At 46.6% G+C, this 17,051-nt stretch carries 16 protein-coding genes and 3 pseudogenes; 8 read left to right on the top strand and 11 right to left on the bottom strand.

Going from position 1 to position 17,051, the window contains the following annotated elements:
• The first annotated feature begins 226 nt into the window (after positions 1 to 226).
• The gene (locus C1I60_RS10565; protein WP_137061682.1) at positions 227 to 811 is read left to right on the top strand and encodes a TetR/AcrR family transcriptional regulator; all 585 of its coding nucleotides are present in this window, start codon (positions 227 to 229) and stop codon (positions 809 to 811) included.
• Positions 812 to 818: 7 nt separating this feature from the next.
• The gene (map, locus tag C1I60_RS10560; RefSeq protein ID WP_137061681.1) at positions 819 to 1,565 is read left to right on the top strand and encodes a type I methionyl aminopeptidase; all 747 of its coding nucleotides are present in this window, start codon (positions 819 to 821) and stop codon (positions 1,563 to 1,565) included.
• 120 nt (positions 1,566 to 1,685) lie between these two features.
• On the opposite strand, the pseudogene C1I60_RS10555 reads toward map, so the two are convergent.
• The 3 genes and pseudogenes from C1I60_RS10555 to C1I60_RS10545 all read right to left on the bottom strand — a co-directional run.
• Positions 1,686 to 2,529, bottom strand: a pseudogene (locus C1I60_RS10555) (formylglycine-generating enzyme family protein).
• Between the two features lie 286 nt (positions 2,530 to 2,815).
• The gene (locus C1I60_RS10550; protein WP_137061680.1) at positions 2,816 to 3,454 is read right to left on the bottom strand and encodes a glycoside hydrolase family 11 protein; all 639 of its coding nucleotides are present in this window, start codon (positions 3,452 to 3,454) and stop codon (positions 2,816 to 2,818) included.
• 388 nt (positions 3,455 to 3,842) lie between these two features.
• A pseudogene (locus C1I60_RS10545) lies at positions 3,843 to 3,998 on the bottom strand (helix-turn-helix domain-containing protein); the annotation flags it as partial.
• A gap of 320 nt (positions 3,999 to 4,318) precedes the next feature.
• Here C1I60_RS10545 and C1I60_RS10540 point away from each other — a divergent pair.
• A complete protein-coding gene (locus C1I60_RS10540) occupies positions 4,319 to 4,585 on the top strand; it encodes a DUF6809 family protein (RefSeq protein ID WP_137062236.1) in 267 nt (88 codons plus the stop codon).
• A gap of 442 nt (positions 4,586 to 5,027) precedes the next feature.
• On the opposite strand, the gene C1I60_RS10535 is transcribed toward C1I60_RS10540, so the two are convergent.
• Genes C1I60_RS10535 through C1I60_RS10525 form a run of 3 tightly spaced genes read right to left on the bottom strand, consistent with a single transcriptional unit; the run spans position 5,028 to position 7,260 of the window.
• Positions 5,028 to 5,780: an amino acid ABC transporter ATP-binding protein gene (locus C1I60_RS10535; RefSeq protein ID WP_137061679.1), complete on the bottom strand. Its 753-nt coding sequence runs from the start codon at positions 5,778 to 5,780 to the stop codon at positions 5,028 to 5,030.
• 15 nt (positions 5,781 to 5,795) lie between these two features.
• Positions 5,796 to 6,455 (bottom strand): amino acid ABC transporter permease, encoded by a 660-nt coding sequence (locus C1I60_RS10530; RefSeq protein ID WP_137061678.1) that lies wholly within the window; start codon positions 6,453 to 6,455, stop codon positions 5,796 to 5,798.
• Between the two features lie 40 nt (positions 6,456 to 6,495).
• Positions 6,496 to 7,260 (bottom strand): amino acid ABC transporter substrate-binding protein, encoded by a 765-nt coding sequence (locus C1I60_RS10525; protein ID WP_137061677.1) that lies wholly within the window; start codon positions 7,258 to 7,260, stop codon positions 6,496 to 6,498.
• A gap of 356 nt (positions 7,261 to 7,616) precedes the next feature.
• On the opposite strand from C1I60_RS10525, the gene C1I60_RS10520 reads away from it, so the two are divergent.
• The 5 genes from C1I60_RS10520 to C1I60_RS10500 all read left to right on the top strand — a co-directional run bounded on the left by C1I60_RS10520 (position 7,617) and on the right by C1I60_RS10500 (position 13,212).
• On the top strand, positions 7,617 to 8,543 hold the full coding sequence (locus C1I60_RS10520; protein ID WP_137061676.1) for an ABC transporter permease: 927 nt from the start codon (positions 7,617 to 7,619) through the stop codon (positions 8,541 to 8,543).
• Between the two features lies 1 nt (position 8,544).
• Complete coding sequence (locus C1I60_RS10515) at positions 8,545 to 9,495, top strand: ABC transporter permease (protein ID WP_137061675.1); 951 nt, start codon at positions 8,545 to 8,547, stop codon at positions 9,493 to 9,495.
• Between the two features lie 197 nt (positions 9,496 to 9,692).
• Positions 9,693 to 11,336: a peptide ABC transporter substrate-binding protein gene (locus C1I60_RS10510; RefSeq protein ID WP_137061674.1), complete on the top strand. Its 1,644-nt coding sequence runs from the start codon at positions 9,693 to 9,695 to the stop codon at positions 11,334 to 11,336.
• The gene (locus C1I60_RS10505) at positions 11,336 to 11,716 is read left to right on the top strand and encodes a DUF3899 domain-containing protein (RefSeq protein WP_137061673.1); all 381 of its coding nucleotides are present in this window, start codon (positions 11,336 to 11,338) and stop codon (positions 11,714 to 11,716) included. The genes C1I60_RS10510 and C1I60_RS10505 overlap by 1 nt, the downstream gene beginning before the upstream one ends.
• Positions 11,717 to 12,081: 365 nt before the next feature.
• Entirely contained in the window at positions 12,082 to 13,212 is a 1,131-nt protein-coding gene (locus tag C1I60_RS10500) for a Fic family protein (RefSeq protein ID WP_137061672.1), read from the top strand.
• A gap of 153 nt (positions 13,213 to 13,365) precedes the next feature.
• Here C1I60_RS10500 and C1I60_RS10495 read toward each other — a convergent pair whose 3' ends face one another.
• The 5 genes and pseudogenes from C1I60_RS10495 to C1I60_RS25545 form a co-directional block, all read right to left on the bottom strand.
• Entirely contained in the window at positions 13,366 to 14,043 is a 678-nt protein-coding gene (locus C1I60_RS10495; RefSeq protein WP_137061671.1) for a vWA domain-containing protein, read from the bottom strand.
• A gap of 43 nt (positions 14,044 to 14,086) precedes the next feature.
• A complete protein-coding gene (locus C1I60_RS10490; protein ID WP_137061670.1) occupies positions 14,087 to 14,632 on the bottom strand; it encodes a hypothetical protein in 546 nt (181 codons plus the stop codon).
• A 339-nt stretch (positions 14,633 to 14,971) separates the two neighbouring features.
• Positions 14,972 to 16,072 carry a toxic anion resistance protein gene (locus C1I60_RS10485; protein WP_137061669.1) on the bottom strand — a complete coding sequence of 367 codons (1,101 nt, stop codon included), beginning with the start codon at positions 16,070 to 16,072 and terminating at the stop codon, positions 14,972 to 14,974.
• A 93-nt stretch (positions 16,073 to 16,165) separates the two neighbouring features.
• Positions 16,166 to 16,846, bottom strand: coding sequence for a hypothetical protein (locus tag C1I60_RS10480; RefSeq protein WP_137061668.1), 681 nt, complete (start codon positions 16,844 to 16,846; stop codon positions 16,166 to 16,168).
• A gap of 58 nt (positions 16,847 to 16,904) precedes the next feature.
• A pseudogene (locus C1I60_RS25545) lies at positions 16,905 to 17,051 on the bottom strand (ATP-grasp domain-containing protein); the annotation flags it as partial.

The raw sequence follows: 17,051 nt of genomic DNA, 5'->3' as shown, positions 1-17,051 counted from the left end.
TAAGTTAATCTGCCCGTTAGTTGAGAAAACGACAGCCACTTTATCGCTGCCGCCTCCGAAACTACCTGCATGGAGGTCTGGCTTTGTTCAGTTCACTAAAGAACTTTATTTCAATTAATTAACTTTATTTTCTTTCGCCAACAGATAATTTGCATATCCCCGCCCCATGCGTTACTATATTTATATAGACAAATTTGCAGGTCTATAAAAGGAGGTTCACGCACCCATGTCCCCCCGTACCAAAGAACAAAATGAGCTCATCCGCATGCAGCGCAGAGAACAGATCCTGGACGCCGCCTCGCGCGCCTACTTTCTCACGGGCGGCAGCTTTGATATTCGCGACGTCGCCCGCGAGGCCGGGCTCGGTTACGGCACGGTATACCATTATTACCCCAACCGGCATTTATTAATAGAAGATGTGTTGGGCAGCGGCTTCGAGCGATGCGAGCAAGTCCTGGCAGAATGGGCGAACATCAGCGGCGGTCGCCCGGATGACAGGCAGCTATTGACGTATTGCAAGGCGCTGCTCCGGCTGTGGCAGTCGGACACCCGCACATATCTCGTCTACAAAATGGCGGCGGAACATTATACAGGCTTGCCTGAGAAGGATCGACACCCCGCCAAGAGACGATTCATGGAACGGCTGTACGTTCCACTCCAATCGATCGCCCAGTGCGAAGACGACAGCGTCGACCATATGCTTGCCGTGCTGGTCGGCTGCTGCGGGCTGCACTATTATGCGGGCAATTCCGACCTGGACGTCGATCGAATCGCTCAACTCGCTATGCAAGCTATTACGAAGGAGTCCTGATACGAACATGGTCATCTTAAAAAGCAAGCATGAAATCGAGGCCATCCGCAAGGCATGCCAAGTGGTGGCCGAATGTCATCGTACAATCGCCCCGCTCATCAAACCGGGCATCACGACGAACGAGATTGAGCGCATATTCGAAGACATTATTTTGAAACATGGCGCCAAGCCATACGAGAAGGGCTACAAGGGCTATCAATATGCGACCTGTGCCTCCGTCAACGACGTGATCGCGCATGGCTTTCCTAGCGATAAGCCACTTGAGGAAGGCGATATCGTGACGATCGACACGGTCGCGGAGCTCGACGGATGGCTCGGCGATTCGGCCTGGAGCTATGCGGTCGGGAAGATCTCGCCGACGGCCGAGAAGCTGATGCGCGTCACGAAGGAATGCCTTGACCTCGGCATCGCGCAGGCGCAGCCCGGCAATCGGCTCGGCGACGTGACGAGCGCGATTCAGCAGCACGCGGAATCGCACGGCTTCGGCGTCGTGCGCGACCTTCTCGCCCATGGCATAGGCCGGGACCTGCACGAGGAGCCGACTTATATGCATGTCGGCAAGCCCGGAAAAGGCCTCCGCATCAAGGAAGGTATGGTGTTCACGATCGAGCCCATGATCACCGAAGGCACCTACTACATGACAATCGATCCGGATGGCTGGACCGCACGGACGCTGGACCGCAAGCTCGCCGCCCAATACGAGCATACGATCGCCATCACGGCTGAAGGTCCACAAATCCTGACCGCGCAATAGAATAATTAGAGGCCGACCAACGAGATGGTCGACTTCTTTTTTTTGTATTCGGCATAGACTGCGGTCCCATTGCGTTATTCTGCCCGTTAGTTTAACCTTCGTTTGTTGTCCTTGTTCAGACTATTCTCTACGAGCTATACGAAACCCTTGATCGGGACCAAAGCCATTTGCATCGAACTTGCCTTGGAAAGATATCTCGTTGTTGCTAACGTTGCCGATCCAACCGCCACCCTTCACAACCCGGTAGGAACCGCTTTGGCTATCCAAGTCTCCATACCAGTCCCAGCACCATTCCCTTACGTTGCCAGACATATCGTAAATTCCTAACTCGTTGGGTTTCCGGGTACCGATCGATTTTGTTTTATTATGGTTGCTCTCTATGATAGGCCAGTTCCAGTCTCCAGATAAGTACTTGTCTCCGGCGTTTTTCCAATATCATGCGACTTCGTCGGCATTGTTGCTTCCGCTGTATGTGTAATTCTTGCTCACCTGATCTCCGCCTGCAGCATATTCCCACTCCGCTTCTGTAGGCAATCGGTAACCGTTAGCTCCCTCATTAATCGTTACTGTCCATTTTATATTATCGTTATCATTCTTATTATTCGGGTCTTTTTTATCCTTGTCTATGGTGTAATACGGTTTTAAGCCCTCTTGTATACTTCTTTGGTTACAGTACTCCACCTCGTCATACCAACTCACCATTTCTACCGGCAAATTGTCGCCTATGAATTGTGAGGGATTACTTCCTTCCCATGACTTCAACCCACTCTTTTTGGGTTACCTCATATTTGCCGATATAAAAGTTCGATAGGATCACGCTTTTTCCAGAGTTGTTGGACTTGTTATTCTTAAAAGTCCCACCTTCCACGAATACAAGGTTATCCTTTTTCTCAGGCTTATCTTGCGAACATGCGCTGACCACAACCATTGGTGCTATTAAAAGGAACATTAATAGCTTTCTCAATGATATATCTCCTTTAAGCTGATAGGAAAAATGATAGGCCATGACGGCCCGCAATTCGCCTCCAGCAGCGTCGAAGGCCGTTCGTCTGGCAGAAAATGGCCTTCAACGCATCCGGACTGACGGATAGACTGGAGTGGGACGGCCAACGGCCTGTGTCCAATGTTTAGGGATCGGTGTTTCCTCCACGTTAGATTCGTTTAAACCCTATCCAACAGCTCTTAAAACCCGCTTATCCCGGGAGGAGGTCCCAACCGCGTCGTTCATTGAACAGCTTGCAGTTGAGTGGTTACCACACCGTTACGTCAGATTTCCCGCTACTCTGATACCCCTCTGTTGCTAACACCTGGTAAGACCAGTTATTCCCCAGATGCATTCCTTTGCTCGCCCATGCGTTCACGTGGTTGCTGAAAGTGATCGTGGAGTTGCCCCCGGTCGGTCTCTTCGACTGTCGAACACTCCAGTACTGAATAAACGTCGTTTTTTGGCCTTCAATTGAAGGTGCGTCGTATCGCATTGTTGTGTAGATGTCATATGTGCCCCCATCACTGGTCACCGTACCTTTATACGTTCCGGTAGGTCGATAAGTACCCCAGCTATCAACGACGTAATATTCGATGAGTGCGTTTCTAGTCCACCCGTAGAGAGCCAAATATCCATTACCGGACGGCGCCCAGACACCGGCATTGTAGTTAATCGTTCTGTTTGGCGATCCAGTAGTCCAGCCTTTGCCGACAACAAAATTCCCGGTATTTTGCCATGTCACGCTGTAATTACCGCCTGATCCATTGACAGCATTGACTGTCCCGCCGCCATCAGTCCAATTTTGCCAATAGTCTGTCGCTGCACTTGAGGTTGTTGCAAACAACCCAAAACTCATGGAAGCTGCAAGAACTACCGTCATCATTTTCTTACTAAACTTAAACATACTCTACCTCCTAAAATTTTTGTGTTTGTCCCATACACCTGCTTGTTGGTTGATTCTCTTTGCAGTATATCACTTATCCGTGCCATATCCCGTTTTATTACTTTTACCTCCTTTATGAGTAAATTATAGAATGATAGCGCTTGCATAAAAACCTGACAAATTAAAGGTTTAACTCTATTATGTTTAGCTTTCTTTGAAATTTATAGAACCCGTTGAAGGGTAATCGGGTTTCGTAACGTTGGAAGAAGGTGTGCATATTAAAAAAGAACAAAATTCTGTCGACGGTAAGTACCACAACACAGTTAAGATGGGACGATTTAATGAATAATTCTAGCAATAAAGCTCCTGTGAATCATCACGGGAGCTTTATTGTGCATGTTATGCCTTTTTACCTGTAACGTTTAGGATTATCTGTCTGATCAAGAATAAAGTCGATACTCACCTTGTGGAAATCTGCCAATTTGATTAAGACCATACTTGGAACATCCAAGTTCCCATTTTCATATCGGGAATAGGTTGTTTGTGAGATTTGTAAGAAGTCGGCACCAAGTTGAACAAGAACGAAGTGGGCGGAATGGTTCTGTACAAGCGATAGCGTTCGCCTTTGTGCCCGGATTTCAACCTTCTTGCTTAATTTAAGAAATCCGGGCACAACAGCGATGGGAAGCACCATCCGACCGCGGAGTGGCGCATCATGTACATTTTTAACTCAGCTTATAAAAAAATTTATGCAAATAACGCATAAATATCAGTATGCCTCCATCGCATGCTGTAAACTGTGCTTGGGGGATGAACAGCGCATAAGGGAATTCTCGATTCACGTGAGGACAAAACACTAACTTTTCATAGAGAGGCATGATGAAAATGATTTTGGAGGATATGTATTATGGGAATTGGCGTCCCAGTGAACAAATAAAGTCTACCGATCCTGAGCCTCAAAAAGTGAATCAAAAAATTAGTGAACATATGGAGATGCTGAAAAATAAATTATCAGAAGTCGATTTTGAGCAAATGGAAGTCATATTTGATTTATTAAACGAGTCAACCTCCCTGCACTCCGCAGCAGCATTCATCCACGGGTATCGAACGGGAGCCTTAACGATGATTGAAGTATTTAGCGAGGAGAAGTAATTTGTTGATGGTAATAAACCATAAGAAAGAAGATGGAGAAAAGAGTGCTTTACTTTTTACACTGACATGCTATTCGTTGCCATCACTTCATTTTTGCCTGCTATCAGCTTAAAAATAGGAGCATTAAGCCCAGTTTATAGCCCCCCCTGCAACTGCAAAAGGGAGATGGCGCTTGCCATCTCCCTTGCTCTTATTCTTACTCACACTTCCTGCTTAAAAACATGTTGCGGCACAGGTGGTCGGTCAGCGGAGCGGACAGAATTGTTCTGAAGAAGCGAAGCGTTCGGCTAAAAGCTTTCCGAAGGAAAGCTCGCATCGTAAGCATAAGCTATCCCCGGATTTTCACCTTTAAATTTCTATTCCAATGAAAAAAATCCGGGGATAACAGCGATCGGAAGGACAATCTGCACGCGTAGCGCCTCCCCTGAGAACAACTATGTTTTTAAGCCTCCACCCGATTCAAAAACATCTTCGTCCGCTCCAACTGCGGATTACCAAAAATCTGCTCAGGCGTGCCCGACTCGGCAATCTCTCCGTTGTCCATAAAAATGACACGATCCGCCACATCTCTCGCAAAGTTCATTTCGTGGGTCACGATGACCATCGTCATGTGCTCCTCAGCCAGCTTTTTAATGACTCGCAGTACCTCGCCCGTCAGTTCGGGATCTAGGGCCGAGGTCGGCTCGTCGAACAGTAAAATGTCAGGGTTCATCATCATTGCCCGGGCAATCGCCACGCGCTGCTTCTGTCCACCCGACAGGCGGGATGGATACGCATCCGCTTTATCCGCCAAGCCGACTTTAGCCAGCAGCTCAGCGCTTTGGCGGCGCAGCTCGGCCTTGCTCGTTTTTTTCACCAGCTTTGGAGCCAGCTCCAGATTATCCTGCACCGTCAAGTGAGGGAACAGATTAAAATGCTGGAATACCATGCCCATCCCCGTGGTAATGCCTTTAATGTCGCCTGCCGGGGCGTACTGACCATTTTCCACCAATGCTTTATCATGAATGCGGATCGTCCCGCCCGTCACATCTTCCAGATGAACCAGACTGCGAAGCATGGTGCTTTTCCCCGAGCCAGAAGGACCGATGACCGCAACGACCTCACCCGCCTGGACGTTAAAGCTCACTCTTTTCAGAACGTCGAGCTTACCGAACGATTTTTTCAAATCGATTACTTCTATTGCGTTAGTGTTCATATCCCGACATTCCTTTTACTCGAATTTAAAACGTTTTTCCAGCGCTCTAAAGAATAGCGTCAGCACCAAAGCCAACAACAAATAGATCATAGCCGCTACAAAATAAGGCACAATCGTAAAATCACGGTTCACTGCCGTATTGGCAAAATGTAGCAGTTCCGGTACAGCTACCGCGTATAGCAGAGCCGTATCCTTGACCAGTGTTGTCGCCTCATTCGTGACCGCAGGCAAAGCAATCCGTACCATTTGCGGCACAATAACTCGTATCAGCGTCTGCGACTTGCTCAGGCCCAGCACTTGTGAAGCTTCGTATTGTCCCTTATCAATCGACAACATCCCGCCTCTGAAAATTTCAGCAAAATAAGCCGCATAATTCAGCACAAACGCCAGCAACGCAGCCGTTGTCCGGTCCAGCACCAGATACTCCCCGATCACAGGCAGCATCGGTAGACCAAAGCAAAAGAACAGCAGTTGCAGCAAAAGCGGTGTGCCCCGTATGACATAAATGTACGTATGCATCAGCCAGGCAATAGGCTTAATCCGGCTTTTCGCCAGCAACGTAACGATAAAACCCAGCGGAATGGACAAGATGAGGGTGACGAAAAATAAAATAACCGTCATCTGCGCCCCTTCGAGCATAGGCTTCATAATTCGTAAAATATAATCCATACTCATAACCTTCGACTCCTAAACCCTTAGTTCAATACGCTACGTATTAATTCAAAACTTTATCTTCACCAAACCACTTTTTCGAAATTTCAGCGGCTTTGCCGTTCTTGTGCAGCTCACCCAGAGCGGATTGTAACTGCGTTAGTAGCTCGTCGTTCCCTTTTTTCACGCCGATACCGTACTCCTCAGGGGCCAACGATTCACCAAGCAGTTTATACGTTCCTGGCTCTTTGGACATATAGTATTTGGCTACCACCTCGTCAATGACAACCGCATCCAGACGTCCGGTTTTCAGATCGGTCAACGCAAGCACATTATCGGGATACTCAGACACCTTCACCTTGCTTTTGATCGGATTCGCATCCAGTGCATCGGCTGCCGAGGACAACGTTTGAAGACCTACGTTTTTGCCCGCCAGATCATCCAGCTTCGAGAGCTTGGATTTGGCCGGAAGCGCGATCACCTGACTATTTTTCAGATACGGCTTCGTAAACAGCACCTTTTCCTTGCGCTCATCCGTAATCGTATATCCATTCCAAATCAGATCAATACGGCCGCTGTTCAGCTCGGATTCTTTGGCAGACCAGTCAATGGGCTGGAATTCCACTTGCTTGCCCATTTGCCCTGCAGCCGCCTTGGCATAATCAATATCAAAGCCGGTCAGCTCGTTATTTTCATCTCTAAAACCCATCGGTGCAAATTTATCATCAATTCCGATGATCAGCTTGCTGCTATCCTTACCGCCGGAACATCCGGCCAAAACGATCATAATCAATCCAATCATCATTGTAAACATGGCTGTTTTTCTCATCTTATTCCCTCCAGCAATGGTAACCTCCCTATCCAAAGGACAGGCGGCAAACGCTTTAGTTCGTTAACACGTTATCAGAGTATCATCATAACATACCGCAAGATACTCGTCGAGAGGATACAGCGGAATCTTAGCCTTATAAAAATGGAAAACCTGTGACGAAAATTTGACCCATGTTCTATAATGTAAAACCTTACCTTGACATGTCATCTAAACCGTTTTATCATTTCCCAGTATTCTTATATACTTTTATTTATTTAAAAAAAGCTGAAAACCAGCAGCGTAGCTGCCCTGAAAATGACGATTAGCCTACAGATAGCCATTATTTTCAGCATAGACAGGAGTAATAAAGCCCTATGTACATTTTAAAACGTCTTTTTACGATGCTCGTTACACTGTGGATTATCGTCACTTTAACGTTTATCATCATGCACATCATTCCGGGGGACCCATTCTCGAACGATTCCAAAACCATTCCAGATGCGGTGCTGCAAAATATGCGCGCCAGGTACAATCTGGACAAACCGCTCGCCGTGCAGTATGTGTTGTATCTAAAAAATTTGCTGGTGCTGGATATGGGCCCATCTATTCAATCGAAAACCACGGACGTGAACATGCTCATTGCCAGAGGTTTTCCACCTTCCGCATTGCTCGGTATTCAATCCATCGTGGTTGCGATTATTGCGGGTATTGCGCTCGGAACGCTGGCTGCTTTACATCATAATCGACCATTGGATTATATTTCGATGTTTATTGCTATTGTTGGTATTTCCGTGCCCAGCTTCATCTTGGCACCGCTGTTAATCAAATATGTGGCCGTCAAATGGCATCTGCTCCCGGTCGCCTCATGGGGAACCTGGCAGCATACGGTGCTTCCATCGTTGGCTCTGGCCGTTTCACCTCTCGCCGTCATCGCCCGCTTCATGCGGACAAGCATGCTGGAAGTGATGCATCAGGAGTACATACGCACCGCCAAAGCGAAAGGGCTATCCTCTTGGGCCGTAGTCATCCGTCACGGATTACGCAACGCACTGATTCCCGTGCTGTCCTTCATCGGACCCCTGTTCGCTTCCGTCATTACAGGTACCTTTGTTGTGGAAAAGATATTCGCCATTCCCGGCATCGGTAAATACTTTGTAGACAGTATATTTAACCGGGATTATCCGGTCATTATGGGCACAACCATTTTCTACAGTGCCATTCTGGTCGTTACCTTATTTTTAATTGATATTTCCTATCGTCTAGTCGATCCGCGAATCAAATTAGTCAGCAAAGGAGATTAACATGAAAGCAGCACCCACTGTCGAAAGGGACAGCCTGTTCAGTCCCGTTGACCGCAGCCAGCTTCCCGCCCCTACATTGTCCAGACCCAAGGAATCACTATGGCGGGATCGGCTTCGCAGACTTTTCAACAACAAGCTCTCTCTTCTGGGGCTTTCCTTACTTATCATTATTATCGCGCTGGCGATTGCCGGGCCTTCCATGGTTTCTTATGCACCCAGTGACCAATCCCTATTGAAGACGAACCTTCCTCCTTCGGGAGAGCATTGGTTTGGTACGGATGATCTGGGGAGAGATGTATGGGCACGGACTTGGGCCGGGGCGAGAATCTCGCTGATGATTGGCTTTGCCGCTGCCGCCATTGATTTGGTGCTTGGCATCCTCGTCGGCTGTGTAGCCGGGTATTGTGCAGGACGTGGCAAAACAGGCGACCGGATTGACAGCAGCCTGATGCGTATTATCGAGATTTTGTACAGCATCCCTTATCTGCTGGTCATCATTTTGTTGCTGGTCATTATGAAGCCGGGACTGCTCACGATGATTATTGCCCTATCCATCACCGGATGGGTGGGTATGGCCCGTGTCGTTCGGGGGCAAATTTTGCAGCTCAAGCAGCAGGAATATGTGTTAGCCGCCCGTAGTTTGGGAACCTCCCATTCGCGCATTATTTTCAGGCATTTGCTGCCGAATGCAGCAGCAATCATTATCGTGAATCTGACGTTCACCATCCCCTCGGCTATTTTTGCTGAATCGTTCCTGAGCTTTCTCGGTCTGGGGATTCAATCTCCTTCCGCCAGTTGGGGGACAATGGCTAACGATTCACTCGGGGTCATTTTAAGCGGACAATGGTGGCGCCTGTTCTTCCCCGGACTGATGATCTCGCTCACTATGCTGGCGTTCAACACGCTCGGAGACGGGCTTCAGGATGCGCTTGACCCGCGTTCACAGCATTAATAACAGAGGTGTTCAAATGGAACAAGGAGGGATGTCTAGCATGATCCGCAATTTCTCGCCCAACAGCAGAACCAACGGCAGCTCCTTTATGGAGCTCCGCACACGCGGCATACCTGCCGGAAAGGAGGTTGAATAAATCCCGTTACGGTGCACTTATCTTTTGAAATAACATTTTGCATAAATGGAGGAATTATACGATGAAAAGAATGCATTGGATGACTGTCATTTTACTTTTGGCAGTAACGGCTTTAGCCGGATGCTCTGGCAATACAGACAAAGCAGCAAGCAATGATCCAGCCGCTGCGCCGCAAGCTGATGTTCCACAGGAAATTACAGCCAACCTGGCAGGTGGCGAGCCGTATACACTGGACCCTGCTTTTGCATCGGATACAACGTCCTACTTTGTTATTGATAACCTGTACGAAGGTCTGTATACATATGACAAAGCCGGTAAAATCGTAGAGGGCGCTGCCAGCAAAGTAGACGTCACTCCAGACGGCAAAACGTACACCTTCACGATCCGCGACGGCGCGAAATGGTCGAATGGTGACCCGCTTACTGCCAAGGATTTTGAATACTCCTGGAAACGTGTGCTGAATCCGAAAACGGCTGCCTACGATCCTTCCGCTCTGTACTACATCAAGGGAGCAGAAGCCTACAACACAGGCAAAGGTAAAGTCGAAGATGTAGGTGTGACAGCCAAAGACGATAAAACCCTTGTGGTCGAGCTGAAATCACCGCTAAGCTTCTTCCCGACAATCGCGGTAGGTCATGCGTATCTGCCCGTAAACCAATCCGTGGTTGAGAAAAGCGACAAATGGGCGGCAGAAGCCAATACGATTGTCGGCAACGGCGCGTATGTAGCCAAGGAATGGAAGCATAATGAGCAAATTACATTGGCGAAAAACGATCAATACTGGAACAAAGGTGCCATTACGATGGCAACGATTAACTTTAAAATGGTTCAAGACTCCACAACCTATTATCAAATGTACAAAACAGGCGATCTGGACCTGATTTTGAGTCTTCCGGTCGATACACTGGATCAGGAAAAGAGTAACAAGGAATTTTTGTCGCATCCATCTTTCAGCGTGTACACGTATTCTTTTAACGTAAAACAAAAGCCTTTTGACAATAAAAAAATCAGACAGGCCATTGCCTACGCGATTGACCGCGAAATCCTGGCGACCAACGTAACCAAAGGTGGCGAAACTCCGGCTTACGGATACGTACCATACGGAACAACAACTCCATCCGGTAAGGACTTCCGTGACGAAGCGCCGAAGAAATACTATGAATTCGACGCTGCCAAAGCGAAACAATTGCTGGCTGAAGGTCTGAAAGAGGAAGGTCTAACCCAACTGCCGCCGATCACCTTCAAGTACAACACTTCGGACAAGCATAAAAAAGTGGCCGAAGCGATTCAGGAAATGCTGAAAACGAACCTGGGCGTTGAAGTAACGCTGGAAAATCAGGAATGGAAAACATACATTGATACCTTTAAACAAAAGAACTTCCAAATCGCCCGTATGGGCTGGGAAGGAAACTTCCTTGATCCGCTCGGCGTATTGGGACACTATACTTCCAAGAACTCGAACAACTTTACCAACTGGAGCAACCCGGAGTATGACAAACTGATCGAATCCTCAACCTTTGAGCTTGATCCGGCAAAACGCTTCGAGCAGCTTCATCAGGCTGAAGAAGTATTGATGGAGGATCTGCCAATTATCCCGATCCAATTCTCTGCGGACACGGCATTGATCAGCCCTAAAATTCAAGGCATCGTATTTGACGCCCGTTCGAACCCGGATCTTCGTTTTGCCAAACGGGTCGAAAAATAATGTTATTGCGTTTCGGAATAACGGCCCTGATCGTCGGCGCCTTTGGTTATCTATATGCCTCACCTCATCTATTAGATGATCGTGAAAATATGGCTACCGCGAATCTGCTATTCCTGTTGGGCTTGCTGGGCTTGGTGATCGGAGCAATCTTCCACGTCCTGCAAAGCGGGTTTCTCACCCTCTTCCTGCGGGGATTCGCCGACATCAGACATCTGTTCATTCGACAATCCAAGGCATTACAGGAGGAGAACGAACGCTTGCGTTCGGATGAGTCTCTAACTGTCTGGAAAACGTCTGTGTTCCGTCATCTCAAGGTGTACACCTCGGGTTGCGGTACGGGGCTTGTGCTTTGTTCGATGGTTTTAATGGGAATAGGTTAGACGTATGAGAAGCTTTCTTGCGGTTGGTGGGCGCTGCGCGTGCAGATTGTTCTTCCGAGGACAAAAGCGAACGCTTCGCTTCTTCAGAACAATTCTGCCCGCTCCGCTGGCAACCGCCGTAGAGCTTCTATACGTTTTAGTGGTATGTAAGGTGAAAAGAGGGGGTAGGCCAAGTGATTAAACTTGGCCACCGTGTTTTGAACTGAGGTTCACAAAAAAAGAGAGTTCCACGGAGTTTAATCGTGGGACTCTCTTTTTTTGTTGACTTTTTCTTAAAATCGTTAAGAAACAAACTACATATTTATATTAATTTGCGGTAATTTAGCGGCAAATGTTTTAAAATATAATGAGAAGGGGGTTTCAATATGTTTAAGCCGAGATATACCATTACGTCGTCGATGATTAATGACTTACTGAAAATAGAACGCTCCAGCGTAGTTGTAGAGCAGCTTCCACTTCCGGCAACGATTCTTGAGGAATTAAAGAAAGAAGCGCAAGAGGTGACTGTACTTCTTTCAACCAAAATGGAAGGTAACACACTGGACAATGAAGCAAAACGGAAGGTTCTTTATAAATCCAGTAAAAACGACGAAGAGCAAGAAGTTTATAACTTGATGAAGGCCATTGAATTTCTAGATGAGTCGGAGCAGCGAGAACTGCCCATCACCGAAGAATGGATTAAAAAACTACATGCTATCATCAAAGTAGTACATGGACGCAGACCTAGACTGAGCGAATACCGTAATGAGCAAAATAAAGTTGGCGACCGCAATCAGACAGGCTTTTATCTCCCGCCGGAGTTTCAAGATGTTCCCGTTCTGATGGAAGACTTGATTGCATGGGTTAATTCGCCACATAATGTGAATTTAGCTGCTCCAATTCAAGCAGGAACAGCCATGTGGCAGTTTCTAACTATTCATCCGTACATGGATGGCGACGGACGAACCGCTCGTATGATCGCCACGTACATTTTGCGTAGAGGGGGCTATGGTCTGAAAGGGTTGTTCGTTTTGGAAAATTTCTACGATCGAAACCTAAATGATTATTACCGTGCGTTGCAGATGAAGCTTTCCCATAACTATTATTTTGGTCGAAATGATGCAGATATAACCGCTTGGTTGGAATACTTTTTGAGTGGATTGGCCGAGGTATACTCAGAGGCAGCAGAGATTGTTAGACAAAAAAATAGCGAGATGCTCAGGGTAGAACCTGAACTGATCCGTAAACTGGACATACAGCAACGTACGCTATTCCGTCAATTGGTATTCAAGCAAAATGCCGCCTCAATAACTGAGATTTGTAGGCTATTGGACGCTGGTGAACGGACGGTAAGAGAAAAGATTAAAAAATGGATTGAAGAAGGGTTCCTGGAGCCAAAAGATCCAGAGGCGCAACGTATCCGTACCATCGTTCTTTCAGCCCAATATGAAGAGCTTGCCGTCGATATTCGCAATGAATCCGAAAAATATCAGTATCTTTTGGGTAGTAATGACTAAATGGACAGTGCCCACTATAATTTATTATGTTTACAAGATGGATAACACAAAAAGAGAGGGTTCCGCGGAGTTTAATCGTGGGATTCTCTCTTTTTAATATCTATTTTTCAAAATGAGCCTTGTAGAACTCTCACATTACAAGGCCTACTAAGCTTAATAAATATGCTTGTCTTTCGCTTCTTGCAGCCATAACGGGAACTCGTTTAGTAGTAGTTCGTACAATTCATTGTCTTCCATGATTTCGACATCTTGGATTTGAAAGAAGTTAGCGTTATCTACCACACGACCTTCTATGTTGTCGAGCTTTTTTAATACGCCAAAATCGGACTCACCCACACCGATAAATTGCCAGAAAATCGGTTCTCCTGACGAATCAATTACCGCGTTGTCGATGTTGTCTCCTTTTCCACGTTTCACACCGCCATCATTAATAAAAATAACAAAAGCCGGATCAGCAGAAGGCTCTTCCTTGGTGTATTTGGCGATGACATCCCGCATTACAGGCGGCTCATCATTACGACCGAACTTGGGCAAATAATCATTGGACAAAATGTGTCTTTCAACATAGTTGTCAACGTCATTTTCGGTAACGGACGGCAAACGCGAAAAACGGTGATCATACACCCATACGTCCAGCACACCATCATCATCCAAAGAACTCGCTACCGCGACAATTCGCTCCAACACCTTTTGAACGGTTCCATTTTTGTACAAACTTCTCATAGATCCTGAAATATCGAGCACCAATCCAACTCTCGCAGTCACATTCGTTAGATTCTTTTTAGTCAGTACCAGTTGCGCATTCTTTTTAAGCAAAGAAATACCGCTCATATTCCCCACGCTCCTCTATGATGTTTGCCTTCGCCCGTCTAATCTACCATCTGCGGCGTTCGTCGCCACTCAGGGGAAAGTCGCTCAAATCTCCAAGCTGGTCATGCGCATCTTTGTAAATTCGGATCATAGCTTGTACCTTGTTAAAGTCGCTGTCTTCCGGGCCGAATCCTTCCATATACATTTTTTGAATGATGTTCTGGAAAAATTCGATACGCTGGCGGATGGAATCCTGCTCCATATGCAGCACATCTTCAAAGCTGTGTGCCTCGGCAAATTCAGACAGCTCATCTGGCTCCTGCTCTTGGTATCGCTCTCCACGGGTTTCGGGATTGAGATCAATAGAGGTGCGCAAGGCTGACAACAAAATATTTTCGCGTACCAGCATGACATGAAAATCCTTGTTCTTAAACAGGTCCCCCACGATCAGACGGCACATTTCCTTGTTTTGCAACAGAATTCCGTCAAACGGATGCAGCGTCCATACACCGTAATTAAAAAACAAATTGAAATTAAAGCTGCTGCTCCCATACTGATACACAATGTTGATTTTCGATTCGTCGATGATTTCAAATGAAAATTCCAGCATGCATTCTCCTTTGGGATTCCAATATTTAACTCTATCCTATCAGAAAATACATGATTTTCAATAAAAAATTTATTTCACAGATTCATTTAACTCCACGATAGAATCGGCTTTTTCGCTACTGGCAGCTACAAGCAGATAGACAATCACACACCCCAAAATAAAGGACATCATACACTCGTTCTCTCCTTTGTTATTTCACTTTTTAAGAGTTTATGCACGAGATTGCTATGTATGATTATCATGTCCTTTATTCGCTGCCCCCAAACCAAAAAAGACGCCTTTCAGGATCACCCTGGCGTCTTTTCAATAGGTTAGGTCCATTATTTTACATTTGTAAAATCAGTTCAGAAACGAGCTTAGTCCTTCAGAAGAATCTATATCCTTCAAACTCTTCGGCTGTTCCTTCCCCTCTATACCCAGACGTTGGCTGAGGTTGGCGTTGATTGCCGTCATTTTGCTCGTATAATCATGGCAGCTCTCAATAATTTGACGATTGGATTTTTCGGACAAATCCAAAGCAGATACCAAATCCCCAATCGCCTGATTCACAGACTCCAGTGACATCGAAGGCTTGCTAAGCAGATCGGTCGTTCTCTCCGTCGTCGTTTTGAGAAGCTTGGCATTTTCCTTGAATTGATTCTCAATCGTACGATTCGTGGCATCCACGGCTGAAATGATTTTGTCCTGATCCGCCAGTGCCATCGCAATCATAGCCGATACAGTGATTAAATTCGACGTTTTATCAATGGCATTATTTACGGAATCAATCAGTTTATCATTATTATCATTAATAATATCCGTGGCCGCAATCGCCTGATTGTAGAGCAAAATCATTTCGGTCATTGACTGCGTGCGAGTAACCACCTTGCGCAGCCCCCGTTCCAGATGAGACTTCCTCAATTCATTTTCCGGCTTGGCAATCTCAGTCTCGAACAGCTCCTTTAACCGATTGCCAAAAGCGATCTTCGTCTGCAAATTGTAGATTTCCTCAATGGAAGCCTTTTTTAACTGTCTCATACCGACAATATTTTCTTCCAGATTGTCCTTACCATCTCTCAACGCTGTAATGATTTGCTCGATGTTTGTTTTGACCGACTGATACTTGTAAATGTAGTTTTTCAGCGGACTTTTCCGTAGAAGCTTCCCGAAAAAGCTCACATTTTTGCTCTGCTGGAGCGTTTCGCATTCATCCCGCAGCTTTAAGATCATGTTCGATACCTCAGCCCGGTCGCCGGACATGAGATCGTTCACTGGACGATCCAGCATTTTAAGCGTCTGTCCCGCACGCTCCTGTGTTTTAACCCCCAGCTTCCCAATGTCATCCATTAAGCTATCCAGGCTCATGACATCGCTCTGTGACACCTTCTGGATGAGCTGTGAAGCCTCCTCGGTCACCTTTTGTTCGTCTTCTTTTTTCAATTCAGCCCATGGGGTCGCCATAACGCTAACCTCCTATTCTACCAATAACTGTTATCCAATGGCTAATAGTTATTGTTCAGAGCAGCTACGCTGCTGATTTTTTTAAAAAATAGCCTACAATTCGGAACTGCTATAACGCTGGTGAATCAGTTCGGCTTTGGTTTGTAATTCAAGCAGATCCTTGTGCTCCACCGTGGATACAATCACCGATATCTTGCTATCCACATCCCGCAGGCCGTTTAATAACGTTCTTCGATTGGTTCGCTTGGCATCACCGCTGAGCCGGAGAAATGGATTAATCAGTCCATTCAGATCCTTCAAAATCAATCTCCGAACCGTGTGGTTCACTTCGCTGTTATTTAATTCATGCAAAAGCGGAATCACCCGCTGCAAACGTGCGAACAGAGCTAATGCCTTCTCGACAATCTCGTTGTCGAGCGCATCCTTTTGCCCCTCGGAGATCACCATATCCTCCAAGACCTCCAGATACTCCATAACCTGAGCAAACTCACTGCTCACCTGTTCAGATAAGCGTGGTTTTCCAGTTACAGGCTCCGTTGGTGCCAAGGCTTCCGTTTCAAGCTTCTGTGTCTCAACAGCTTGTACCTGCTCTACCGGAATAACGGAACCCGTCAGATTGGGTCGGGGATGGCGGATAGCCATAACAACATTGTATCCCCCTAAACAAATGACCGGAATCGCCAAACACACAAACAACGGCAGCCAAAAGCTCAGCAAAAGCGCAATCAGATAGCTGCCCACGGCAATCGTGGTTCCCCACATTTTTGACGTCATAGCTTGTACCTCCTGACGTAAACCCTTACCATATTGTAGAAAATACACTCTACCTGTGTCAATGTAAGGATTTACGTATGGTGATCGGCTGCTCGATATGACTCGCTAAAATGTCGTATTGCGGATGAAGCGAGTCGACCTCATGACCCAAAGCCGATTTCACCGCCAGATAAGGAAAATTGATGCCGGACAAGCAGGATACATG

It is taken from the genome of Paenibacillus terrae, from assembly GCF_005217525.1.
GTDB classification, from domain to species: Bacteria; Bacillota; Bacilli; order Paenibacillales; family Paenibacillaceae; genus Paenibacillus; species Paenibacillus terrae_C.
The sequence above is the reverse complement of the archived record's forward strand: the minus strand, read 5'-3'. Positions and strand labels throughout refer to the sequence as shown.